This window comes from Pseudidiomarina salinarum, from assembly GCF_000753715.1.
GTDB lineage: Bacteria > Pseudomonadota > Gammaproteobacteria > Enterobacterales > Alteromonadaceae > Pseudidiomarina > Pseudidiomarina salinarum.
Genome location: NZ_JPER01000005.1, coordinates 170,943 through 196,061, shown reverse-complemented (window position 1 = coordinate 196,061; position 25,119 = coordinate 170,943). Strand labels below are relative to the sequence as shown.

At 53.5% G+C, this 25,119-nt stretch carries 21 protein-coding genes and 1 other RNA gene; 6 read left to right on the top strand and 16 right to left on the bottom strand.

The window, feature by feature from the left end:
- Positions 1–272 precede the first annotated feature (272 nt).
- The 3 genes from gcvP to gcvT all read right to left on the bottom strand — a co-directional run bounded on the left by gcvP (position 273) and on the right by gcvT (position 4,786).
- Positions 273–3,158, bottom strand: coding sequence for an aminomethyl-transferring glycine dehydrogenase (gene gcvP / locus IDSA_RS10090; protein ID WP_034776459.1), 2,886 nt, complete (start codon positions 3,156–3,158; stop codon positions 273–275).
- A gap of 95 nt (positions 3,159–3,253) precedes the next feature.
- Positions 3,254–3,643 (bottom strand): glycine cleavage system protein GcvH, encoded by a 390-nt coding sequence (gcvH, locus tag IDSA_RS10085; protein WP_034776458.1) that lies wholly within the window; start codon positions 3,641–3,643, stop codon positions 3,254–3,256.
- Positions 3,644–3,703: 60 nt separating this feature from the next.
- On the bottom strand, positions 3,704–4,786 hold the full coding sequence (gcvT, locus tag IDSA_RS10080) for a glycine cleavage system aminomethyltransferase GcvT (RefSeq protein ID WP_034776457.1): 1,083 nt from the start codon (positions 4,784–4,786) through the stop codon (positions 3,704–3,706).
- A 161-nt stretch (positions 4,787–4,947) separates the two neighbouring features.
- Between gcvT and IDSA_RS10075 the strand changes: the two genes are divergently transcribed.
- Entirely contained in the window at positions 4,948–5,796 is an 849-nt protein-coding gene (locus tag IDSA_RS10075; RefSeq protein ID WP_034776455.1) for a LysR family transcriptional regulator, read from the top strand.
- A gap of 10 nt (positions 5,797–5,806) precedes the next feature.
- Here the strand turns inward: IDSA_RS10075 and IDSA_RS10070 are convergent, their stop codons facing one another.
- From IDSA_RS10070 to IDSA_RS10055, 4 genes are read right to left on the bottom strand one after another with little or no spacing between them, the layout of a single operon-like run.
- The gene (locus IDSA_RS10070; RefSeq protein WP_034776453.1) at positions 5,807–6,967 is read right to left on the bottom strand and encodes an FAD-dependent monooxygenase; all 1,161 of its coding nucleotides are present in this window, start codon (positions 6,965–6,967) and stop codon (positions 5,807–5,809) included.
- Between the two features lie 5 nt (positions 6,968–6,972).
- Positions 6,973–8,169 (bottom strand): 2-octaprenyl-6-methoxyphenyl hydroxylase, encoded by a 1,197-nt coding sequence (gene ubiH, locus IDSA_RS10065; protein WP_034776451.1) that lies wholly within the window; start codon positions 8,167–8,169, stop codon positions 6,973–6,975.
- A complete protein-coding gene (gene pepP / locus IDSA_RS10060) occupies positions 8,151–9,470 on the bottom strand; it encodes a Xaa-Pro aminopeptidase (protein WP_034776449.1) in 1,320 nt (439 codons plus the stop codon). Before pepP ends, ubiH begins: the two co-directional genes overlap by 19 nt.
- Positions 9,471–9,507: 37 nt before the next feature.
- Positions 9,508–10,095, bottom strand: a complete 588-nt coding sequence (locus IDSA_RS10055; RefSeq protein ID WP_051986227.1) for a UPF0149 family protein — start codon at positions 10,093–10,095, stop codon at positions 9,508–9,510.
- A gap of 129 nt (positions 10,096–10,224) precedes the next feature.
- Here IDSA_RS10055 and IDSA_RS10050 point away from each other — a divergent pair, with 129 nt between their 5' ends.
- Positions 10,225–10,530 carry a cell division protein ZapA gene (locus tag IDSA_RS10050; RefSeq protein ID WP_034776446.1) on the top strand — a complete coding sequence of 102 codons (306 nt, stop codon included), beginning with the start codon at positions 10,225–10,227 and terminating at the stop codon, positions 10,528–10,530.
- 27 nt (positions 10,531–10,557) lie between these two features.
- A non-coding RNA gene (gene ssrS / locus IDSA_RS12045) (6S RNA) lies at positions 10,558–10,739 on the top strand.
- Between the two features lie 4 nt (positions 10,740–10,743).
- Here the strand turns inward: ssrS and IDSA_RS10045 are convergent.
- Entirely contained in the window at positions 10,744–12,312 is a 1,569-nt protein-coding gene (locus tag IDSA_RS10045; protein ID WP_198024065.1) for an amidohydrolase family protein, read from the bottom strand.
- Between the two features lie 52 nt (positions 12,313–12,364).
- On the opposite strand from IDSA_RS10045, the gene IDSA_RS10040 reads away from it, so the two are divergent.
- The 3 genes from IDSA_RS10040 to serA are packed head-to-tail and all read left to right on the top strand — an operon-like array spanning position 12,365 to position 14,892.
- On the top strand, positions 12,365–12,949 hold the full coding sequence (locus IDSA_RS10040; protein WP_034776445.1) for a 5-formyltetrahydrofolate cyclo-ligase: 585 nt from the start codon (positions 12,365–12,367) through the stop codon (positions 12,947–12,949).
- Between the two features lie 42 nt (positions 12,950–12,991).
- Positions 12,992–13,654: a ribose-5-phosphate isomerase RpiA gene (gene rpiA / locus IDSA_RS10035; RefSeq protein ID WP_034776443.1), complete on the top strand. Its 663-nt coding sequence runs from the start codon at positions 12,992–12,994 to the stop codon at positions 13,652–13,654.
- Positions 13,651–14,892 carry a phosphoglycerate dehydrogenase gene (serA, locus tag IDSA_RS10030; RefSeq protein ID WP_034776440.1) on the top strand — a complete coding sequence of 414 codons (1,242 nt, stop codon included), beginning with the start codon at positions 13,651–13,653 and terminating at the stop codon, positions 14,890–14,892. The genes rpiA and serA overlap by 4 nt, the downstream gene beginning before the upstream one ends.
- A 21-nt stretch (positions 14,893–14,913) precedes the next feature.
- On the opposite strand, the gene phoU is transcribed toward serA, so the two are convergent.
- The 8 genes from phoU to IDSA_RS09990 all read right to left on the bottom strand — a co-directional run bounded on the left by phoU (position 14,914) and on the right by IDSA_RS09990 (position 24,912).
- Entirely contained in the window at positions 14,914–15,642 is a 729-nt protein-coding gene (phoU, locus tag IDSA_RS10025; RefSeq protein ID WP_034776439.1) for a phosphate signaling complex protein PhoU, read from the bottom strand.
- Between the two features lie 15 nt (positions 15,643–15,657).
- Positions 15,658–16,476 (bottom strand): phosphate ABC transporter ATP-binding protein PstB, encoded by an 819-nt coding sequence (pstB, locus tag IDSA_RS10020; RefSeq protein ID WP_034776437.1) that lies wholly within the window; start codon positions 16,474–16,476, stop codon positions 15,658–15,660.
- Between the two features lie 28 nt (positions 16,477–16,504).
- Entirely contained in the window at positions 16,505–18,166 is a 1,662-nt protein-coding gene (gene pstA / locus IDSA_RS10015) for a phosphate ABC transporter permease PstA (protein ID WP_034776435.1), read from the bottom strand.
- A gap of 14 nt (positions 18,167–18,180) precedes the next feature.
- Positions 18,181–20,424 carry an ABC transporter permease subunit gene (locus IDSA_RS10010; protein WP_034776433.1) on the bottom strand — a complete coding sequence of 748 codons (2,244 nt, stop codon included), beginning with the start codon at positions 20,422–20,424 and terminating at the stop codon, positions 18,181–18,183.
- A 170-nt stretch (positions 20,425–20,594) separates the two neighbouring features.
- Positions 20,595–21,578 (bottom strand): PstS family phosphate ABC transporter substrate-binding protein, encoded by a 984-nt coding sequence (locus IDSA_RS10005; protein WP_034776431.1) that lies wholly within the window; start codon positions 21,576–21,578, stop codon positions 20,595–20,597.
- 110 nt (positions 21,579–21,688) lie between these two features.
- Complete coding sequence (gene phoR, locus IDSA_RS10000) at positions 21,689–22,987, bottom strand: phosphate regulon sensor histidine kinase PhoR (RefSeq protein WP_034776429.1); 1,299 nt, start codon at positions 22,985–22,987, stop codon at positions 21,689–21,691.
- Between the two features lie 17 nt (positions 22,988–23,004).
- Complete coding sequence (gene phoB, locus IDSA_RS09995; protein ID WP_034776428.1) at positions 23,005–23,691, bottom strand: phosphate regulon transcriptional regulator PhoB; 687 nt, start codon at positions 23,689–23,691, stop codon at positions 23,005–23,007.
- 84 nt (positions 23,692–23,775) lie between these two features.
- On the bottom strand, positions 23,776–24,912 hold the full coding sequence (locus IDSA_RS09990) for an endonuclease/exonuclease/phosphatase family protein (RefSeq protein ID WP_198024064.1): 1,137 nt from the start codon (positions 24,910–24,912) through the stop codon (positions 23,776–23,778).
- Positions 24,913–25,119: the final 207 nt, after the last annotated feature.

The window sequence follows — 25,119 nt, the reverse complement described above, 5'->3', positions numbered from 1 at the left end:
GGGCTAAAAATAGTGAGCGCAGCGATGCCGGTGTTTTTCAGTGCTGTATAAAAAAGTTAAGTATGATGGCCCGTCGCTAAAAATGATTAAATCATCCCGGTCATTTTATGTCCACCTTGGCACAAATCCGAAATACAAGTGTGCTTTAGAGAAGGTCCGTTTTTCGCTCAAAGCCGACATAAGCGCAAACAAAAATGCCCTCCTGATAGGAGGGCATTAAATGTCTTATTTCCGATAAACGACTTATTTACTGGGATCAATCACTAAAGCTTTTACCGGTACAAATCCGTAGCCGGGCAACTGCACATCAGATTACGGTCACCGTAAACGTCATCAATCCGGTTAACACTTGGCCAGAACTTATTCACCTTAACCGCATCAACCGGATAAGCGCCGGTGGCACGGTCGTAAGGGCGGTCCCAGTTGCTGTCAACGAGGTCAGCCAGCGTGTGCGGCGCGTGGTGCAGCGGGTTGTTATCCTGCGGCCAGTCGCCGTTTTCAACTTTGCGGGCTTCTTCACGAATCGAAATCATCGCTTCAATGAAACGGTCCAGCTCGGCTTTGGATTCTGATTCAGTCGGCTCGACCATCAGGGTGCCAGCCACCGGAAAACTCATCGTCGGTGAGTGGAAGCCATAATCCTGCAGGCGCTTGGCCACATCCACTTCGGTCACGCCGGCGGCGTCCTTCAGCGGGCGCAGATCAACGATACATTCGTGGGCAACCCGGGCGTTGCGGCCTTTGTACAGGATCGGGTAATGATCACTCAGTTTTTTAGCAATGTAGTTGGCGTTCATAATCGCCACTTCAGTGGCTTCGCGCAGACCAGGGCTGCCCATCATGGCGATGTACATCCAGGAAATCGGCAGAATGCTGGCGCTACCAAAAGGCGCAGCTGACACCGCGCCGTTATCCAGCGCAGTACCCTGAATAGGCACGACCGTATGATTCGGTAAGAACGGTGCCAGATGCTTCTTCACGCCGATAGGACCCATACCCGGGCCACCGCCACCGTGAGGAATACAGAAGGTTTTGTGCAGGTTTAAGTGCGATACGTCAGCGCCAACGTAGCCCGGCGAGGTGACGCCGACCTGCGCGTTCATATTGGCGCCATCCAGGTACACCTGGCCGCCATATTCATGAACGGTGTCACAAATGGTGCGGATGCCTTCTTCGTAAACACCATGAGTCGACGGATAGGTCACCATGATGCACGACAGGTTATCGCCAGCTTCAGCGGCTTTGGCTTTCAGGTCGTCCAGATCCACGTTGCCGTTTTTATCGCAGTTGACCACCACCACGTTCATGCCCATCATCTGTGCCGTTGCCGGGTTGGTGCCATGGGCAGAACTCGGAATTAAGCAGATGTTGCGATGGGCTTCGCCACGGCTGGCATGATACTTCTGAATCGCCAGCAGACCAGCATATTCGCCCTGGGCACCAGAATTCGGTTGCAGCGACATATTGTCGTAGCCGGTGATATCGATCAGCCACTCAGACAGAGTGCTCAGCAGCTCGCCATAACCCGCAGCCTGCTCAGCCGGGCAGAACGGATGCAACTGACCGAATTCAGGCCAGGTGACCGGAATCATCTCGGCAGTGGCGTTAAGCTTCATGGTGCACGAGCCCAGCGAGATCATGCTGTGGTTCAGCGACAGGTCTTTATTTTCCAGCTGCTTGATATAGCGCAGCATTTCAGTTTCTGAGTGATAGCTGTTAAATACCGGGTGGGTCAGGATCTCGCTCCGGCGCACCAGTTCTGCCGGAATAGATTTCACTTCGCCAGCGGCAATACGGCTATCAAGGGTTTCGATATCCAGACCGTGATCGGAGCCCAGAATAACCTCAAACAGCACTTCGACATCGGCACGGGTTTTAGCTTCATCCATGCTGATACCAAATACGCCGTTACCATCAACGCGCAGGTTAAATCCGGCTTCAACCGCACGGCGCTGCAGATCATCCGCATTGCCGTCGTAAGCAAAGGTCAGCGTATCGAACCAATGGCTGTTGATCAGCTGTACGCCCTGATCACGCAGACCCAGCGCGACGATGTCCGTCAGCCGGTGAATACGTGAAGCGATGGTGCGCAGCCCCTGTGGGCCATGATAGACCGCGTAGAAAGACGCCATGTTCGCCAGCAGTACCTGTGCGGTACAGATGTTCGAGTTCGCCTTTTCGCGACGGATATGCTGCTCACGGGTCTGCATCGCCATGCGCAGCGCCACGTTGCCACGGGTATCCTTGGATACACCGATAATACGGCCCGGCAGTGAACGCTTGTACTTATCGCGCGTTGCAAAGAAGGCGGCATGCGGGCCGCCGTAGCCCATAGGCACGCCAAAGCGCTGAGCTGAACCCAGTACCATATCAGCACCCATTTCGCCCGGCGCTTTCAGTAATACCAGGCTCATGATATCGGCGGCCACAGCGACCACGCCATTTTGTTTCTGCACAGCAGCAATCAGCTGCTCGATGTTCTGTATCTCACCTTGGCGATCCGGGTACTGTAACAAGGCGCCGAACACGTCATGATCGACAACCTGGCGAGCAGGCGCTACCACCACTTCAAAACCAAACATTTCAGCGCGGGTTTTCACTACATCAATGGTTTGCGGAAATACGTTGTCGGCGACAAAAAATACATTCGATTTGCTCTTGCTGACACGCTTGGCCATGGCCATAGCTTCTGCAGCAGCAGTGGCTTCATCCAGCAAGGAGGCGCTGGCCAAATCCAGACCGGTCAGATCCATCGTCATCTGCTGGAAGTTCAGAATAGCTTCTAAACGACCCTGAGCAATTTCCGGCTGATACGGGGTATACGCCGTATACCAACCCGGGTTTTCCAACACGTTACGCAGAATCACGTTCGGCACCAGGGTGTCGTAATAACCCATACCGATATACGAAGTCAGCACCTGATTCTTGCTGGCGATGGTTTTCAGCTTAGCCAGCGCTTCACGCTCAGTTAGCGGCTCGCCGACCTGTAAAAAGGGATCGCGGCGGATAGCGCCAGGCACAGTATCGCTCGTCAGACCTTCCAGCGAATCCACGCCGAGCTCTTTGAGCATAGCGGCCTGTTCATCTGCGCTGGGTCCGATGTGGCGGGCAATAAATTCGCCGTGGTTTTCTAACTGCTTAAGTGTTGTGGTCGTCATGTACTTCTGGTCCCCTGGGTTCGGGTGGATAGAGATCACTTGAAACACAAAACCCCGGCGTTAAGAACCGGGGTTATGGTATTTACTGTTAAAACTTACTCGTCTTCAATAACGGCCTGATACGCTTCCGCGTCCAGCAAGCCGTCTAATTCGCTTGGGTCAGTTGCCTTGATTTTAAACAACCAGCCATCGCCGTACGGGTCGCTGTTCACGCTCTCCGGCGAGCTTTCCAGCTCTTCATTAATCTCAACAACTTCGCCGGTAATAGGTGCGTACACATCAGAGGCTGCTTTAACGGATTCAGCCACGGCGATGTCATCACCGGTGTCAACATTGGAACCAACTTCAGGCAATTCAACAAACACCATATCGCCAAGCAGATCCTGTGCGTGTTCGGTCAGGCCGATGGTGTATATGCCGTCACCTTCGTTACGTACCCACTCGTGCGTCGCAGTGTACTTGAGTTCTTTAGGGATAGTGCTCATGTTCTGTTCCTTTCAATAAGTTTTAATTAGTATTCTGACAGCATGCTGGCCAGGGTCAGCTTATGCCAACACTGATTTACCATTACGCACAAAACTTGGTTTCACTACGCTAACTTTAACTAATTTTCCCCGGATTTCCACCTCAGCGGTATCGCCCACTTTGGCCGGCACCCGCGCCATGGCAATCGAGAAACCCAGAGTCGGTGAGAAGGTTCCGGAAGTAATCACGCCCTCGTCACCGTTAACCACGACTTTCTGACCGTGGCGTAACACGCCTTTATCTTTCATCACCAGACCAACCAGCTTGTCGTGGTCGCTGGCTTTTTGTTTTTCCAGTGCCGCGCGGCCAATAAAGTCACGATCTTCAGGCTCAAAAGCCACGCTCCAGCCCATATTGGCTTCCAGTGGCGTGACATTCTCGTCCATATCCTGACCGTACAGGTTCATGCCGGCTTCCAGGCGCAAAGTATCACGCGCGCCCAGACCACTGGGCTGTACGCCCAGGTGAAGCAGATCTTGCCACAAGGCTTCAACCTGGTCGGCGGGAACAATAATCTCGTAGCCTTTTTCGCCAGTGTAGCCGGTGGTAGCGATAAACAAGTCACCCACCTGCTCAGACATGAACGGCTTCATGTTGGCCACATCAGCAAAAGCTTTGTCGCCAAGTAGCAGTTTTAACTTCTCAGCAGCTTTAGGCCCCTGCAGAGCAACCATGGCAAGTTCTGAACGCTCGGTCACTTCCACATCAAAGTCCGCGGCAACCGACTGGATCCAGTTCAGGTCGCGCTCACGCGTTGCTGAATTCACCACCAGACGGTAAAAGTCATCGGTAAAATAATAGACAATCAGGTCATCAATCACGCCGCCCTGCTCGTTGAGCATACTGCTGTACTGAGCTTTACCCGGCACTTTGAGTTTAGCCACATCGTTGGCCAGCATATAGCGCAGGAAGGCCTTCGCCTGATCGCCCTTCACATCGACAATGGTCATGTGCGACACATCAAAGACACCGGAGTCGCTGCGCACGGCATGGTGTTCTTCAATTTGCGAGCCGTAATTCAACGGCATTTTCCAGCCGTAAAAATCGACCATCTTCGCGCCAGCATTAATGTGCGCGTCGTACAGAGGGGTGCGGTTCGCCATACTCAGGTTGTCCTGTGCTTCGTTTGTTCAAAAATAGGTGCGAATTATAAAACTCTCAGACCATCGCAACAAATGAATAATGCTTATAAATAAATTAATTTATTTAATAGTGATATAATTTTTATTGCATCAACTTATACCGCGCTTCAGGAGCCGTCGTTATGCAACATTTATCACTGGATGCTTTGCGTGCCTTTATCAGCGTTTACGAACTGCAAAGCTACACGGCTGCCGGCCAGCAGCTGGGCCGCTCGCAACCGGCCATTAGTTTACAGGTTCAGCGCCTGGAAGAACAATTGGGCCGCCAGTTAATTCATCGCACCGGTGGTCGCATTCAGCTGACGCAGTCCGGCAGCGAGCTGATTGACGCCGCGCGGCAGCTGCTGAACCTCAATGACCAGATCCTGGTGCGTTTCACTGAGTCGGCTCTGTCTGGCCGCGTCCGGCTGGGAATTCCCAGCGAGTTTGCCAGTAAGTTGCTGCCCCAGGTTGTCGGCCAGTTTGCCCAGGCCTATCCCAATGTGACCCTGGCGGTGACTTCGGCACTCAGTAAGGATCTGCTGCGTGACGATAACTCAAACTTTGATTTGGTGGTGGCGCTGACCGAGCCGGAACAAAAAAATCAGCACGGCAATCTGGTGGTCCTGAAGCAAGAGCCGCTGGTCTGGGTCGGGCCGGTCGGTATGCAGCCAGGTCTATCGCTGGTCGCTGCGCCGGAAGGCTGCATTTACCGGCGGCGGGCAGTGGCGGCCCTGCGCGGTATCGGACAACCACTGCGGATCAGTTACACCAATGCGGATTTTTCAGGGCTGACTGCCGCCATAGAGAGCGGGCTTGGCATTACTGTTCTGGCCGCCAGTACGGTGCCGGCGCACCTGACCCGGCTCACCTCGCTGCCGTCGCTGGCGGAGCTGCCGGAATTAGGTGAAGTCAGTGTCGTCATGCAATTGGCAAATCAGGATAACCTGGCAGCGGGGCAGCTCGCGCGTTTTATCAGCGAGCGTCTGTAAGTTGCAGCGGTTATTGCCCCAGCGCTGCGTGAATTAACCGCTGTTTCAGCGCCGGCAGCCGGTGCGCCAGTTGCAGACCCAGGCCACGGGTTATCCTGGCCAGCGGCTGGCTGGTGCCAAAACCGCGCTTGAAACTTTCCATCGCCGCAATCATGACGACCGCCGCCGCTTTGCGTTCCCGCTCCCAGTTTCTCAAGGTGCGATGGTGATCCTGCAGGTTATCGCTGAACACCTCCAGCAAGGCGGCAACGTCGGCAAAACCAAGGTTTGCCCCCTGCCCCGCCAACGGATGAATGCTGTGCGCTGCATCACCAATCGCAATCAGCCGCTGCTGTACCCAACGCTGCACATAATGCATCTTCAAGGGAAAGCTGGCCCGCTCCGAGACCAGTTCCAGCGTGCCCAGACAGTGGTCACTGGCAGCCTGTAACTGCTTGCGGAAGGCTGCGTCGGGCATTGCCTGCAGTGCTTGCGCCAGTTCATTATCAGCCGACCAGACAATAGACACCTGATGGGGATCCGCCAGCGGCAAGAACGCCAGTGGCCCACCTGGCATAAAGACCTGCCGGGCAATGCCGCCGTGGGGCTGGCTGGTATTGAGCACCGCAACGATTCCCTGCTGATCATAGTCCCAGAACGTCAGGGGTAACTGGGCTCGTTCGCGCGTGCCGGAGCGGGCACCGTCAGCGGCGATGAGATAATCGCCATGCAGCTGTCGGCCGTCAGACAGCGTCACCTGTACAGCATCATCATCAAGCTGCTGCGCATTCACGGTAGTGCCGGTCGCAAGCTTTACGCCGGCCGCTTCCGCCGCATCCCAGAGCGCCTGCTCAAGTACGGCGTTTTCGACAATGGCACCCAGGTTATCCTGATGGACTTCCGCGGCGTCAAATTCAATACCGCCAAAGCTGTCACGATCCCATACTTCCATGCCGGTATAGGGACCGAGTCGTTCGGCCGGTAATACCGACCACACGCCCAGCTGCTGCAACAGCCCCCGGCTACGGTGCGCTAAGGCGCTGACCCGCAACTCCGGCTTATCGCCATAGTCCGGTCGCTGCCCCTGCTCAATCACATCGACCTGATGCCCCTGCTGACGCAACCCAAGGGCCATGCTTAAGCCCATCATGCCGGCACCTGTGATAATAAAGCGCTGCCGCGTTTTATTCATGTCTGTTACTCCCTCACCGGTTTCAGCTGATCAACATAGCCCATAGTCTGGCGGGCGAACTGCTGTTGTAACGGCGGTAGTATGTCCAGCCCCAGCAGGGCCAGATTCCGACAGAACGTCAGCGGTACATAGCTATTTGAAAAGCCACGCACCAGCAGATCAGTAAGGCCTATCACACGCTTATAATCAGCTTCACGGTGACGCCAGTAGTCGTTCAGCACAGAATAACTGCCCGGGTCGTCGCAATGGCGCAGGATTTCGCTTAGCACAATCGCATCGCGCACGCCCAGATTGAAGCCCTGTCCGGCAATAGGGTGTAAAGCATGGGAAGCATTGCCAATCAGCAGGGCCCGGTGCTTCACATTGGTTTTTGCCAGTTGCATCCGTAACGGAAACTGCAGGCGCTCACCAACGGCAGTAAAACGTCCGGCCCGGTAACCAAAGGCCTGCTGACAGCGCCGCAGGAATTCAGCATCGCTGCTGTTGCGCACCGCTTCAGCTTCCGCTGGTGGCAGGCTCCATACCAGTGATGCCTGATAATCATTCAGCGGCAGTAAAGCCACGGGGCCGTTGTCAGTGAAGCGCTCATAGGCCCAGCCGGCCAGCGGCTGCGATAAGGTTAAGGTGCTGATTATCCCTTCCTGCTGATAATCGCTTTGTTCGGTTTCAATATGTAACGCGTCACGCACTCGAGACCGCTGCCCGTCAGCACCCACCAGCAAGCGCGCTGGCAGCCGATGTTCGCCATCGTCCTGCTGATAGATAATTTCGGTTGCTGTTCTGGAAAGGGTGACGTCACTGAAGCGCGCGCCGGCAATCCACTCGATATTGGGTTGCGCCTGACAGGCTTCATATAATGCCCGATTCAGATCGGCGGCAGCGATCACTTGCCCCAGCGCCGCGACCTGATGCTCTTCAGCGTGCAGCCGGGTGACGCCGCCATAGCCGCGATCGCTCACATGAATATGTTCTATCGGATACGCGGTTTTACTCAGTTGCGGCCAGATGCCTTCGCGCTCTAGCAAGCCAACAGTACCCGCAGACAGGGCAATAGTGCGGCCATCCTGCACCGGTCCGGCGGGTTGAGGCTCAAGCACCTTAACCTGCCAGTCCGGCCGGTGCCGGGCAATCAGCAGCGCACTTAGCGCGCCAACCAGACCGCCGCCGGCAATAACCACCGGGGTTACTTTTGCTGCATCCATTGTTCTATCTCAGCCACGGTTTTAGGCACTCCGGCAGTCAGGTTTTCGTGCCCGTCCGCAGTAATAATGACATCGTCTTCAATACGAATGCCGATACCGTGCCAACGCGCGTCGACATCAGGCATGCCCGGTGGAATATAAATCCCTGGCTCCACTGTCAGCACCATGCCCGCCGCAAACTTCTGCTTTTTGCCGGCAACGTCATATGTGCCAACATCGTGAACATCCAGCCCCAGCCAGTGACCCAGGCCATGGATAAAGAATTTACGGTAACTGGTTTGCTCCCAGTGCTGCGCGAAGCTGCCGGCCAGAATTCCTAAATCCAGTAAGCCCTGGGTAATGGTGCGGGCTGCCGCCTCCTGCGCCGCCGGCAAATTACTGCCCGGCTTAACAGTGGCTAATGCGGCTTCCTGCGCGGCCAGAACCAGTTCATACAGCGCTTTTTGCGGTTCGCTGAAACGACCATTAACCGGGAAGGTGCGGGTAATATCTGCCGCATAGCCCTGAAATTCAGCACCGGCATCGATCAGCAGCAAATCGCCATCCTGCAACTGGCTGCTATTTTCGGTGTAATGCAATATGCAGGCATTCTCACCGCTGCCGCAAATGGTGCCATAGGCGGGTCCGGCCGCACCCTGTAGCGCAAATTCATGGTGAAGCTCAGCGGCTACCTGGTATTCATATACACCGGGGCGGGTATAACGCATTGCCCGTTTATGAGCATCCACACTGATCGCCGCCGCGCGGCGCATGAGCTCAAGCTCAGCCTCACTTTTAACTAAGCGCATCTGCGCCAGTTTCGGTGCCAGATCATGCCAGGCCTGCGGTGCCCGATCGCCTTTCTTCGACGTTTGCCGTAATTCGGCCGCCAGCTCATGCAATAACTGCGTCAGCTCGGGTTTGTCATGGGGGGTATAAACGCTATGCATACCGTTTAATAGCGCAAACAAATGTTCATCAGCATCGGCAATAGAGTAAGCCCCGTCGACGCCCAATGCTTCCGGCGCGCGGTCAACGCCAAGACGCCGGCCATGCCAGACTTCGGCATGGGGATCGCTGGGCTGGCAGAATAGTTGCACCGGTTGGTCATTGTCTGGCTGCAAAACCAGCAGCGCATCCGGCTCGTTAAAGCCGGTCAGATAGTAAAAATCGCTGTCCTGCCGGAACGGGTATTCCGTATCGCGGCTACGGGTAGCCAACTGAGCTGAGGGAATAATAGCGATAGCCGGCTCGTCCTGTTGCTGCAGAAAATCGAGTATCTGCTGGCGGCGCGACTGGAATTCGGAATGGAGTTTCGACATCTATACAGACACCTATACCTTGAGATGCATGAACAAATTAGTGCAGCGTTTTATTGGTTTTACAGCCGGCTTCTGAATTCTGACCCAATTCGGTAAAACACAGCACAGCCGATATTCGCAGGTACTCGACGATTTCAAAATAAGCGCGTTCGGCGTCTTCTTCATCATCAATTGCGAAATCGAGCTTGGCAATTTCGACCATGTCATCAATCGCTTCACGCAGATCGGCAGACAGACCGGCAAGGTTTGTCTGATTGACGCCAAAGCCAACAAGGAACGACTGCACCCAGGCAATCAGCGCCTGTAACCGCTCATAGAGTGGCTGATGATCACCCGGCAGCACCATCTGGTAACTAAGATCGGGATCGCCCATGCCAACCGTTATGTCATTCGCCATTTCTTCGAGCTTTTCGCGAACGGCCGGCGGGAATTGCTGGCCTTCGTTGATAAGATCGCTGAGCAACAGCAACCAGTCATCGCCTTTGAGGCTGGCGCCGCCGGCAACCATACCAGTCAGGATGCCATGCACTTCCGACGCGTTTGAAAGAATGCCGTGCTGCTCAAAAAATTCGGTCAGACGATCATATGAGTGCAAGTTGTTTTCTGAACCATCCGTATCAGACATAGTAAATCTCTTGTGCTGAATTAACTTAGCTATCCTACCATTGCACAGTGCGCCAGGCTAGCTGACAAACCCCTGTTGAACATGTCATACTATAGACGAATATGAATTCGTGACTAACAAGGATCCGGCATGAGTCAGCGCACCATCGACATCAAGTTAATTGATCGCCTGTATACGGTGAATTGCCCTGCCGGCCAAGAAGTCGCTCTGCAGCAAGCTGCGGACAAACTCAACAGTAAGCTGGAGCAGATCCGCAGCGGTACCCGGCTTACTCATCCGGAACAAATTGCGGTTATGGCAGCACTTAATCTTTGTCATGAAAGTGCCCAGACTGCAGAAGCTCAAAAAGAGCGGATTACCGAGCTCGAAGATAAAATCAAGCTGTTGCAGGAAACCCTGGAACAGGTCATGAGCGAACAACGGCCGCGCCGTTAACGACAGCTCGTAATCCGCACATATTATGATTGCCTGGGATGTGCGCCAGCAAGCCTATGTCCCTGAGCCGATGTCATCAGTACAGGGGCTCACTGAGCGGCTATTGTGCAAGCTCGACATGTATCGAGAAGCCTACGGTCGTGATTTGCGCCCCGCCTTGAACCAGTGGGTTCAAGGGCTACGGCACGCAGCGGCATCCTGGGCAATCACCCTTTATTTTGCTGAGGCTTTGGCCTCACGCACCAGTTCACGAACGTCTTCCAGTAACTCCTGCGCATCATAAACAATGCCATCTTTGATGGTGTAGCGAATCCCTTTGGTGCGCATCGGCTCATTGTTGTCGTTCAGCTTATAGTGGCCAGTGCCATAAAGGACCTTGAAGTTACCCATAGGGTTTTCGTCCACAATCAGCATGTCAGCCTTTTTGCCCGGCACGACACTGCCAATTTCACTCTCAAGGCCAAGCGCTTCAGCCCCATTTAAGGTTGCTGCCTGAATAACTTCCAGACTGTTAAAACCCGCTTCCCGCAATAGCTCAAGCTCGCGAATTAAACCAAAGCCATAAATCTTATAGATATAACCTGCATCTGAGCCCGTGGTGACACGGCCGCCATGGTTTTTATAGTCATTGAGGAAAGTCATCCATTTCTGATAGTTCTGGCGCCACGCCACTTCATGGTCAGTGGTCCAGTCAAACCAGTACGAACCATGGGCGTAGCGGCTGGGCGTGAAGAAGTCCCACAGTTGCGGCAGCGTATAATCTTCGTGCCAGATGGCCTGGCGCTCACGCATCAGGTCACGGCTAGCCTCATAAATGGTCAGCGTGGGGTTAATGGTGAAATCCAGGCTGATCAGCTCATCCCGCACCTGCTGCCATTTTTCTGAACCCGGCTCAGCGGCTTGCTGCCACAAGCGGCCAGCTTCGCTGAAACGATCCTGCTCATTGTTATAGTTATAATCGGCCGGGTAGTCCTGAATCACCTGATCGGTAAACAGGGCTTCAGGCAGGCCGTACCAATGCTCCATGGTCGTCAGCCCCAGCCGCGCCGAATCAATCACGTTGGTGCGGGTCACGTTCAGCTGGGCATGATGCATCATGGTACCCAGCTGTTGTTTATTCGCTTCATCCAACGCCGCTTCAATCACTTTGGGCGTGGCACCGAAAAACTTAATCCCGGCAGCGCCCTGACGTTTAATATCGCGGACCCAGGCACGCGCCTGTTCGCCACTGAAAATAGGCTCATCAGCATTCATGCCGAAGCCGGCGTAGGGAATAATACGTGGCGAAACTATGGTGTTGTTCGCGGCCCGCTGTTCGTGCCACTTGACCCAGTCCAGACCATTAAAGCTGCCCGGCTCGCGAATCGTTGTGATACCGTGCGCCAGCCAGAGTTTCAGCACATATTCAGCGGGAATTCCTTCGGCTGAGCCGCCAATATGGCCGTGCATGTCAACAAAGCCTGGCAGGATGTATTTACCACTGACATCCAGTTCCTGATCACCAGGCTGCGCTTCCGGGCGGCCTTGTTCAATAACTGGCACACCGGGATGACCAACACTGATCACTTTGACGATGCGGTCCTGTTCAATAACGATATCGACCGGCCCGATAGGCGGAGCGCCTTCGCCGTTAATCAAGGTCCCTCCGCGCAGAATCAACCGGGTATAGGGGCCTTCGCCCTGATCGCCGCGGGCCGGAGCCTTAGGAGGTGCCGCCACTGCGACCGCCAGGCCGGCAAGCAGAGTGACAAGCAGTGAAGCCGTAGTCAGTAACCGAATCATCATGATATAACACACTTATATTAGCGATGGATTAAGCAAGGATAACAGCGCCGTGAACCGACAGCAATTGCGCCAGCAGCTTCTGCGTCAACGTGGACAACTCAGCACCGCCGAGCGGGAGCACGCCGCCAGCGCGCTCCGCCGGCAACTCCTGGCACTGCCCGAGCTCCGCCAGGCTAACACTATTGGCAGCTACCACAGCATTCACGCCGAACTGCCCACCCATGAACTGAACCTGGAACTTATCCGGAATTATCAGCTGGCGCTACCGGTTTTACATCCGGTAGTAAAAGGACACCTGCTGTTTTTGCGGCAACACGAGCGCACCATCTGGCGCGCCAACCGCTTTGGCATCGCCGAGCCGACCTTGCGCTGCCCCGATATTATTCCGTTGCAGCACATGCAGATTCTGCTGGTGCCGCTGGTTGGCTTTGATGCTATGGGCAACCGTCTGGGCATGGGTGGCGGTTATTATGATCGGACGCTGGCAAGCTGGCGCAAAGGCGGCTATCCCAACCTGCTACCGGTGGGACTCGCTTACGAGTGCCAGCAGGTTGAACGCATCCCCTGTGCCGCCTGGGATGTTCCCCTGCCGATGGTGGTCACCCCCGCAAAAGTATGGGACTTCCGGAGCTGAGCCTGTATAGTTATAGACCCTGTTGTTAACCTGGATATCACTATGGCGACCTCTCAAGACGAACTTAAAAAACAAGTAGCGCAAGCGGCCCTCAAGTATGTCAAACCTGGCTCAGTGGTCGGTATTGGCAGTGGCTCCACCGTAAACTTTTTCATCGATGCACTGGCTGATATGAAAGACGATATCGAAGGGGCCGTATCCAGCTCGGAAGCATCCACCAAGCGCCTGAAGTCACACGGTATTGAGGTGATTGAACTCAACCATGTCGGCGAGTTACCGGTTTATATTGACGGTGCCGATGAAATTGACGAGCACCTGCGCATGATCAAAGGCGGTGGCGGTGCGCTGACCCGCGAAAAAATTGTCGCCGCAGTGGCGGATAAATTCATCTGTATCGTTGACGAGAGCAAGCAAGTGGGTCGGTTAGGCCAGTTCCCGCTGCCGGTTGAAGTGATTCCGATGGCGCGCTCCTATGTGGCCCGTCAGATCGTTAAACTAGGCGGCGACCCGGAATGGCGTCAGGGCTTTGTCACTGATAACGGCAACCTGATACTGGATATTCACAATTTAGATATCCTTGACCCCGTGCAATTAGAACAGCAACTGAATAATATTGTTGGTGTTGTTACCAATGGCCTGTTCGCAGCCCGTAAAGCGGATATCGCCCTTATTGCTACCCCGGACGGAGTCAAAACCACCGAATGAGCCTGGTATCGCTAGCTAAAGATCGTATTCAGATCCTGTTACTGGAAGGGGTCCATGAGAGTGCTGTCGAGGTATTCAGGCAGCGCGGCTACGATAATATCGATTTTGTAAAAACCGCCCTGGATGAAGATGAGCTCTGTGAGCGCATTAAAGATGTCCACTTTGTTGGCATCCGCTCGCGCACCCAACTGACGCCGAAGGTGTTTGCCGCCGCGCAGAAACTGGCCGCCGTTGGTTGCTTTTGTATCGGTACCAACCAGGTCGATCTGCAGGCCGCCCGCCGCCACGGCGTGGTGGTTTTTAACGCCCCTTTTTCCAATACCCGTAGTGTCGCCGAACTGGTGCTGGCCGAAATTATTATGTTGCTGCGCCGCATCCCTGAAAAAAATGCGGCGGCCCACCAGGGCGGCTGGGACAAAGCAGCTAAAGGTTCGTATGAGGCCCGCGGTAAAGTACTGGGGATTGTCGGCTACGGGCATATTGGCAGTCAGCTCAGCATCTTAGCCGAACAATTGGGTATGCAGGTGCGCTTTTATGACGTCGAAAATAAGCTGGTGCTGGGCAACGCCATGCAGGTGCATTCCCTTGACGAGTTATTGCGCCAGGCCGATGTTATTAGCCTGCATGTTCCTGAAACAGCACAAACGCAGTGGTTGATAGGTGCCAGTCAGATTGCCGCCATGAAACCCGGTAGCATTCTGATCAACGCCTCACGCGGTACCGTGGTAGTTATCGATGAACTGGCTAAAGCGCTTAAATCGGGTCATCTGGCCGGCGCCGCTATTGATGTATTTCCGGTTGAGCCCGGCAGCAATAATGAGCGTTTTGAATCACCGCTGCAGGGGCTGAATAATTGCATCCTTACCCCCCATGTTGGCGGCTCGACCCAGGAAGCCCAGGAAAATATCGGCATTGAAGTAGCAGGCAAGCTGGTCCATTACTCAGATAACGGCTCCACCCTTTCGGCGGTTAATTTCCCGGAAGTATCGCTGCCAACCCATGCGGGTTCACGCCGCTTATTGCATATTCACGAGAACCGTCCTGGCATGCTCACGCGCATTAACCAGATCATGGCTGACGACAATATCAACGTATCGGGACAGTATCTGCAGACGGATAGCGAAGTGGGTTATGTGGTCATTGATATAGACACGCCGATCGAGGGCAATCAGGCTGATCGGATGCTGACAAAAATCCGGGAGATACCGGGCACTATCCGTGCCCGGGTATTGTATTAGACAGGCGGCGTGCCGGCAGCTTTATTTTTTGCCGACGCCCGGGCCTTTCACGGTACGTTCCATCGACTCCGCTGAAACGTGCCGGACATCCTTACCCTTCACAAAGAAAATAATGTACTCGGCGATATTCTGACAACGGTCGCCGATACGCTCCAGTGAGCGCGCCGACCAGAGTACATTCATAACCTTCGGAATACCGCGCGGATCTTCCATCATGTAGGTCATTAGCTGACGGGTCAGCGCTTCGTACTGGCGATCCGCCTGGGCATCCATCTGGTGTACTTCATAAGCACTATCAAGATCCATCCGGGCAAAAGCATCAAGCACGTTGTGCAGCATCGACAAAACTTGCTGACCAAGGTTCTCAAGGCTAACCAGAAACTGCTGCTGATCGTTATTAAAACTCTCGAGTGCCACCCGCGCAATGCGTTCAGCTTCATCACCGATACGCTCAAGGTCAGAGATGGTTTTGAAAATCGCGATCACCAGGCGTAAGTCACTGGCTGCTGGCTGGCGCTTGGCGATGATCTGCACACAGGCTTCATCAATCTGCACTTCCATGGCGTTGATGTTGAAATCACGCTGGAGGATTTTTTCTGCCAGTTCATGGTCAGACTTTTCAATGGCGTACAGTGAATCCCGCAACTGCTGTTCAACCAGGCCGCCCATATTCAGTACCTGGTTACGGACAGCCTCAAGCTCTTCATTAAATTTGCCGGAAATATGCCGGCTCATGTTTAACTTATCCATCTCGGCAAGCTCCTGTTAACCGTAACGGCCGGTAATGTAATCTTCGGTTTGTTTCTTTTCCGGGGTGGTAAACAAGGTATTGGTATCAGCATACTCAATCAGTTTACCCATATACATGAAAGCGGTTTGATCAGAAACCCGCGCCGCCTGCTGCATATTGTGGGTCACAATCACCACGGTATATTTGGATTTTAACTCGGTAATCAGTTCTTCGATAGTCAGGGTTGATATGGGATCCAACGCTGAGGTTGGCTCATCCAGCAACAGTACTTCAGGTTCGATAGCAATGGCGCGGGCAATCACCAGACGCTGCTGCTGACCACCAGAAAGACCAAAAGCACTGGCATTCAGACGATCTTTTACCTCTTCCCATAAGGCTGCGCCCTTCAGCGACCGTTCCACCACTTCGTCTAAAGTGCGGCGGTCGTTTACGCCCTGCAGGCGCATCCCATAAACCACGTTTTCGTAAATCGATTTAGGAAAGGGGTTCGGACGCTGGAATACCATGCCTATCCGGCGGCGCAAGGCCGCTGCGTCGACGTCTTTGTCGTAAATATTCTTTTCGTGCAGCCGAATCTCACCGCTGGTGCGGGCGATTTCCACCAGATCATTCATCCGGTTAATACAGCGCAGCAAGGTTGATTTACCACAACCTGAAGGCCCGATAAAGGCAGTGACGCGGTTCTTCGGAATATTCATCGAAATATCATAAAGCGCCTGCGCTTCACCGTAATGCAGATTCAGATTGCGTATTTCTAATGCAGTTTGCTCAGCTGTCAGATTCTCTAAATCAAGAACCTCAGCCTGTGAACTTGTCGGGGTTACCGAAATCATAATGAAGACCTTTTCGCTAAGCTCAAAATTAGTGCTCTAAAGAGCGATATTTTTCACGCAAATGGTTTCGTACACCAATTGCCGTCAGGTTCAGCCCGACGATAACAGTTACCAGTAAGAACGACGTGGCGTATACCAGCGGACGCGCCGCTTCCACGTTCGGGCTCTGGAAGCCCACATCATAAATGTGGAAGCCCAAGTGCATAAATTTGCGATCCAGGTGGAAGTACGGGAAGTTACCATCAACCGGTAGCATCGGAGCTGACTTCACCACCCCAACCAACATCAGTGGCGCTACTTCACCGGCAGCGCGAGCCACCGCCAGAATCAGACCGGTCATAATCGCTGGCGACGCCATCGGCAGAATAATGCGCCATAAGGTTTCCGCCTTCGTTGCGCCCAGTGCCAGGCTGCCTTCACGTAAGGTACTGGGAATACGCGACAACCCTTCTTCCGTGGACACGATGACTACCGGCAGTGTCAGTATCGCCAGCGTAATTGCTGACCACATCACGCCCGGCGTACCAAAGGTCGGGCTTGGCAGTGCTTCCGGATAAAAAATCTGATCCAGTGAACCACCCACCATATAGACAAAGAAGCCCAGACCAAATACCCCGTATACAATCGAGGGTACGCCCGCTAAGTTAATCACCGCGATCCGGATCAGCCGGGTTATTGCGTTACGGCCGGCGTATTCGTGCAGATAAATGGCCGCAATCACGCCAAAGGGTGTCACTAATACCGACATCAGCAGCACCATAAAGACCGTACCAAATATAGCCGGGAACACACCACCATCGGTGTTGGCTTCGCGTGGATCCTCGCTAACAAAGTTGCCGATCTGCTTGAAAAAATGGCCGATTTCCGCGAACAAACTCATATCATTCGGAAAGGTCGCACCCAGAATCCGATACATCGGCAGAGTCACTTCGACCCCACGCATATCGCGCATCACGACTGCATCGCGGTTAGCCTGCTCACGTAACGCGAAGAGTTCTTTCTCAAGCTCCTGATACTCGTCCCGTAGCGCCTGCTCACGCTCTTCAATCGCCTGCTCGGCTTCCAGCGTCAGTTGATCACTAAGTTCCAGCCGGCGGCGCTCGAGACGCAGCTGGTTAAGCTGATAGTTGATGGCGCCAATCTCAGAGCTCTGCAAGGCATCGGCTTCTTCACCGATTTCGACGGCGCGCTCAATACGGCGATCCAGTTCATCACGAAGCGATGCGTCGCCTTCGGTTGCTACCGGCTCGCCATTTTCCAGCACCGCCGCCACATAGCCATAGAAATTACCGTCTTTGCTGCGCTCCAGGCGTGCCAGATCAGCCGGGGTTTCGTCACGAACGATCTGTGGCACCATTATCCAGGCGAAATCTAACGGGACATATTCACGATTACCAACCTTCAACAGGATCCGCCGTAACGTCGGCTCGTCGAAGTTATCCAGTTGTACGCCCGATTCCTGCAGGCGCTGAATGGGGATCTCTTCGCTGTCGTAGATTTCACCGATAATGGTTTGGGTAGTACCGTCATTCGCCCGCACTTCGATCTCGTGAATCGCTGCCGGCCAGAAGAACGACAGGCCTCGCCAGGCGATCATTGCCATTAGCCCGAGCACCGCGATCAGACTCACGCTTACCGCTCCAGCGGTCAGCCAGATCCAGGGTTTTCCTGATTTAAACCAATGCTTCATGAACATCCTCTCGCTTACATCGAGCTATATTTATCGCGCAACCGCTGCCGGACTACTTCAGCCACGGTATTGAACGCAAAAGTGAAGATAAATAGCACAAAGGCCGCCAGGAACAATATCCGGTAGTGCGAACTGCCCACTTCCGACTCTGGCATCTCGACAGCAATGTTTGCCGACAAGGTGCGCATGCCCTCAAAAATATTCCAGTCCATAATCGGCGTATTACCGGTTGCCATCAGTACAATCATGGTTTCACCAACGGCCCGGCCAAGCCCCATCATAACGGCCGAGAAAATACCCGGGCTGGCAGTCAGCAGCACCACTTTGGTCAGGGTTTGCCAGGTCGTCGCGCCCAATGCCAGGGAGCCGTTCGACAGGTGTTTAGGTACACTGAATACGGCGTCTTCGGCAATCGAGAAGATGGTTGGAATAACCGCAAAGCCCATGGCGATGCCGACCACTAGCGAGTTGCGCTGATCAAACGTTATGCCTAGTTCATTAGTAATATATTCACGTACGTTTCCGCCAAATAGCCAGTCTTCTACGATGGGAGACATCGAGAACGAAAACCAGCCCACCAACGCCACCAGCGGCAGCAAAATCAGCGCCGCCCGGCCATCGGTAAACTGGTTGCGCAGGCGTTGTGGCAAATTACTGGCAAGTAGTGCAAACAGCACAATCGCCGATGGCACCAGAATAATAGTGGCAATAATGCCCGGTAAGTAGTTTTCGATCACCGGAGCCAGCCAGAGTCCGGCCAGGAAACCTAAGATAACCGTAGGTAACGCCTCCATGATTTCTACCGTGGGTTTGACCACTTTACGAACACCAGGCGACATGAAGTAGGCGGTATACACCGCAGCCGCTAAGCCGATTGGCACCGCAAATAACATCGCGTACGCTGCCGCTTTAATAGTACCGAACGAAATAGGCACCAGGCTGAACTTGGGCTCAAAATCATCGGATCCTGAAGTGGACTGCCAGACATACTCAGGTTCAGGATAGCCCTCGTACCAGACTTCCTGCCACAGGCCGCTCCACGTCACTTCCGGGTGTTCGTTTTCAAGGTTGAACGAGTGGTATTTACCGCCGCTGTACATCAGCAGGGTATTGGCTCGTGGATCAATGACCACCCGCTCGGCGCTGATCTGATCGGGTTTGCCCCGGTAAAGGTCAGCCTGCGAAGTGGTATGGAATACGCCCAGTTCGCCTTCGGCAGACACTGTATAAAAGGTCCGGCGGTAGTATTCCGGAATAATTTCCTGAATAGCGCTGTCAGCCGCTTTAAACTCACGGATATACTGATAACGCCGCCCTTCTTCTTCAGCTATCTCAAACCACTGGCTGACGATGCCGCTGCTATGGCCAAATAAGATGGAACTGGCACCCGCCAATAACTGCATCGTGGTGACATCGCCTAAACGGCGATCAACCGAGATAATCTGACGCTCAGATAGCTTGCCCGTAGTAGATACATCGTAAACATGCAGGCGGTTACCCTGGCGGATCAGCAACTGGCGAAGGTTGGGCGTCACTTCCAGCTGATCCACCGGGCCGGTCAGGTTGAGGCTATTGAAATTCTCCTTCAACTCAACCTCATCGGTCAGAAAATTACGGGCTGCTTCCAGATAGTTGGTCACTACGGTTCCGTCTGCGGTAACCGCGGCAAATAACATCGACTCGCCATCATATTCATAGGCAAGTTGCGTTAAAGCACGACCCTCGCGATCAACAGTAATCAGATCGTGGCCGTTAACATATTCAATATAAGGCGTGGTACTGCGTATACCCGCAACAAAGCGGTTGCGGAACTTGGGCTCGACAACCTGGGCTTTACCGTCGGCAGTACCATAGGCGTAGCGGTTATTCTGCGGCTGGGTAGCGGTAAAGCTGGTGGGAGTGGTTGGTACAACCTGCTCGCGCAGCAGTATTTCGCCCGGCTGCCAGTTGTTACCCGGTGGTGACTCCAACGCAAAAAAGCTGAGTACGCCGGTATCCGTGAACTGGTATCCGATCTCGGACTGCTCTTCAATCCCCAGGGTCACCACTTCACCATCTTTAGGAATCGTAAAATCACGTTTGGCGTCAACAGAAACGCCTCGGAATATAGGTTCGACCACATAGAGCAGGTAGAAAAAGATCAGTAACAGGGTAATCAAGACCAGAATACCGCCAAGGGTAACGCCCCAGCGCGCGGCGCGATCTTTAAATAACCGGTAGTTACTGGCTCCAAAGTCGCCGGATTTAGCTTTAGCCATCAATGCCTCGGTATCGGAGTGACTGAAATCAAAAATTTAATGCGGCAAGTATAGACGCTAATTATGACAGTACTGTTACAGCACTGTCATATTTCTGACATTTTTAGCTGCCCGCTCAAAAAAGAAAACCCGCCATAGCGGGTCTTCATATCACAGCTTACGGGCGTTTTTTAGTTAAGGCCAAGGCGCTCTAGTTCCTGTTCAACTACCACCAGGGGCAGCGGGATATAGCCGTCTTTATCAACGATCTCCTGGCCTTTTTTCGACAGTACCATGCGCAGGAATTCAGCCGTTGCCGGATCCAGCGGCTGGTTCGGGTGCTTGTTCACGTACACATAGAGGAAACGTGACAGCGGGTATTTACCAGCCAGGGCGTTCTCAGTAGTGGCGTCAACATATTCAGCGCCCGCTTCGCGAGCCAGTGGCACAGTTTTCACACCTGAAGTGATGTAACCAATACCTGAATAGCCAATCGCGTTTAATGAGGTTGATACGGACTGCACCACCGACGCAGAACCAGGCTGCTCGTTCACGTTGTTACGGAAGTCACCGTCGCACAGCGCGATTTCTTTAAAGTAACCGTAAGTACCAGATACCGAGTTGCGTCCATAAAGTTGCAGGTCGCGGTTTTCCCAACTGCCGGTTAACCCCAGGTCGCCCCAGCGTTGTACTTGTTTGGTGGCGCCACATAAACGGGTTGACGAGAAAATCGCATCAACTTCAGGAATAGTCAGGCCCTGAATCGGGTTGTCTTTATGCGCGAACACCGCCAGTGCATCAATAGCTACGCGCACTGCAGTTGGCTTGTAACCAAAACGCTTTTCAAAAGCTTCAATCTCTTTTGATTTCATGGCACGGCTCATTGGCCCGAAGTTAGAAGTACCTTCGGTCAGAGCGGGTGGTGCAGTAGATGAACCCGCGGCCTGGATCTGCATGTTCACGTTCGGATACATGCGCTTAAACTCTTCTGACCAGAAGGTCATCATATTAGCCAGGGTATCAGAACCCACTGACGACAGGTTACCGGACAGGCCGCTAACTTTATTATATTCAGGCAGGTTATCAGTAACCTTCTGGGCTTGCGCGGCAGTTGACGCAGCGCCGCTGACGATAGTTGCCAGGCTTAGTGCAAGAAGTGTTGATTTAAGTTTCATAGTGACTCCAGTAGCCGATGCTAAATAACAGCTTTGTTCCAAAAACAGGCTTAGTGTAGTAGGTCAAGATGACAGTTTGATGACAATGGTAAAAAAAGTGATACGCAGAATTAATCGCGGATCACCAACTCTTCCGGCACCCGCACGGCAAATTTGGAGCCACGGCCCACCACGGAGTCGATGAGTAATTTACAGTGATGATGTTCAACCGCCTGGCGCGCAATGGCCAGCCCCAGCCCTGAACCGCCCCTGGCGCTGTTGCGATCTTTATCAATGCGATAAAAACGCTCGGTCAGGCGTGGCATGTGCTCAGCCGGTATCCCGGGACCATTATCAGTCACGCTGAATTCCATTTGCTGACCGACAGGCCGCCACTGCACCTTAATTTTGCCTTTTGGCTGGGTATACTGAATGGCGTTTGCCAGCAAATTGGCAAATACGCTTCGTATTTCATCCTCGCGGCCGTACATTTTCTGCGTGCCTATCTCAAATTCGATATCATGTTGGCGGCTGGCATTAAGTTGTTCGGCGTCACTTTTAAGGGCATGCAAAATGGCCGGCACGTCCACTTTTCGCTCAAAGATATCCACCGCGCTGCCTTCCATCCGCGACAGCGACAGTAGCTGATCCACCAGTTTACGCATGCGTACACTCTGATCATTCATGTCGTGAACGGCCTTGTTCAGCATGGCGGGTGGTAAACTGGCCTCATCTTCCATCATTTCCAGGTAGCCCTGAATCACGGTAAGGGGCGTTTTTAGTTCATGGGAGACATTGGCGACAAAGTCACTGCGCATCTGTTCGGCAAGTTTGATCTGAGTAATGTCGCGGGCCATCAGCAGGTACTGGTTATCGCTATAGGGCATAATGCGGATTTCCAGCTCAATATCTTCGCGGACCGGTGACGGCAGCGTGATATCTTTACTGAAATCACCGACTTGCAGATAACGAATAAATTCCGGGTGGCGGATCAAATTCGACAGGTGAATACCGGTATCAGCCGGCCATTTCAGGCCGAAGTAAAACTGCCCCAGCTTATTACACCAAATCAGGCCGCCGTCGCGGCGAAAAACGATGGCAGCATCGGGAATGGCTTCGGACGCCTCGCGGAAGCGGCGTAAAATGCTGGCAAGCGCACGGCGACGCTGCTGGCTGCGGCGCTGGGTACGGTAAATACCATCGTAAATGTAGCTCCAGCTGCCAGGGGCATCAGGCGGAAGCAACCGCCGACGGTTCCATAACCAGTCAATCAGCTTGTACTGAAAATAATAGTGCCAGCCTAATAATCCCAGCAGCGCCAGGGTCATTACCAACCAGAATGAGTCAAGGAGCAGCCCCAGCAGCGCGACAGGCAGCAAAAACCAGAACAGGCCGCGCAACATAAATAGGCCGGAATACTTTTTATCCATAAAAGGTTGTTATCCGATCAACGGGCTGAAAAACGGTAACCCACGCCCCGTACAGTTTGCACCAACCGGTCATGACTATGGGCAGCAATCGCCTGCCGTAAACGACGAATATGGACATCGACCGTACGGTCTTCAACATACACATTAGTTCCCCACACGTGATCAAGCAGTTGCTCACGACTATACACCCGCTCGGGATGGGTCATAAAGAAGTGTAATAATTTAAATTCGGTTGGCCCCATATCCAGACGCTCATCAAAAGCCGTCACCCGATGCGAAACCGGATCAAGCCGCAGACCTTCAATTTCGATAGGTTCGTCCAGTGCGGTCGGGGTCACACGGCGGAATACCGCACGAATTCTGGCCATCAGCTCCTTCGGTGAGAATGGCTTCGTCAGGTAGTCATCAGCGCCCACTTCGAGGCCGCGGATTTTATCATCCTCTTCGCTGCGCGCTGTCAGCATGATGATCGGGATGTTGCGGGTAAAGTCATCACTTTTTAGTTTTTTTGCTAACTGCACCCCGGTTCCGCCGGGCAACATCCAGTCCAGCAGAATCATATCAGGCAGCGGATCAGTAATTTTTTCCAGCGCCTGATGATAATCATTTGCTTCTACCGCCTGGTAGCCGTGCTGCTCCATAACAAAGCTGAGCATTTCGCGAATAGCGGCTTCATCTTCAACGATCAGTATCTTTCTCGACATCTGCATCACCTGTTGTCTATCAGCAACGCTAATTATCAGGATACTTTATGACATTTTTATGACTCTGCGACAATTTTGTGAAATTTATCGCAACTGAATGTCAATCCACACGAGTCGGTGATCCGAAGAACTGCTGCGCGCATTCACTAAGTCAGCTTTCGGTTGATCGCTTGCAGGCCAGAATACGCCGGCATCTATTACATGTATGCCCGCCTCAGAAGGTAATACGTAATCTGCGCGCTTACGCCAACTGGCGGTATGAAACTGGCCATGGTCGTTATCCGGCGAATGCTCCAGTCCGCCCTGACTGGACGGAATCGGCGCTGACTGCACAGCCGGATGCTTTAACAGTAAGTCGATTGCGCCTGGTACATTGTCATTGCCTTCTGTCGAGGCATTGAGGTCACCGGCAATAACAAAGCGGCTGTCGGCATCCAGGCCGCCAATCTGACCCTGATCATCATAAATGTATTCGCCCTGACCCGGCGTGATGTAATCCGCCCAGAAGCGAATCTCGTCGTAATTGCGCCGCCCGTTGCGATTCTCTTCACCGTCAAATACCGGCGGCGTCGGATGGCTGACCAACACATGTAACGGTTTGCCTTCAACCTCAATGACGACATCCCAATGCGACTTCGAACTCAGCGGAAACTCCTTCCAGGCCTCGTCGTTGTACCAGGGTTCGTGCGACTCCGGCAGCAGCGGCCGCAACGCGCCTGGCATATCACGCCACTTAAAATCGCGGAACGTCCGGGATGCCTGCTGGTCAATCGGATAACGCGACAGCACCACCATGCCGTACTGTCCCGGATACCAGCCGTAACCCCAGGCGTCATCAGCCTTGCCGGTCGCTGTACCATCACGGTTCAGATCGTAGGGGCTGGGTTCGCCGGTATTAACCGGCGCCAGAAACACATAAGGATAATGGATGGGCGACTCGCCATTCTGGCTTACGCCCAGAAACTCTTGCTGAAAGCGATCGATGCCCTGCCCGGCAGGCAAGTAATCAAATTCATTAAGTACCAGAACATCCGGGCGGGTATGCTGGATAATCTCGGCTACCGCCCGAATTTGCGGGTGATTGTCGTCCAGCGCCTGCGCCAGGGCTTGTGCACCCTGCTCCGCCAGCTCATCGCTGTCCAGATAGTTGGACGCATCCATGCTGACGTTAAATGTTGCTACCCGTAAAGCCACAGGATCAGATTTATTATTTTCAGACATATCGCATCCTGCCAGAAAGGTGAGAAACAGCGCTGCAAGTAACAGGGAATAAGACTTCATGGAATTGGTCGCCTCGGTGATAAGAGTGCTGGGACAAAATAAAATGATAAAGGTTCAATATTCGCTATGCAATTGACTTTATCTTTGCGTAAAATAGCGTCACATTTTTGACACAATCGCGTGGTATAAATGCCTGCGATCAGTCAT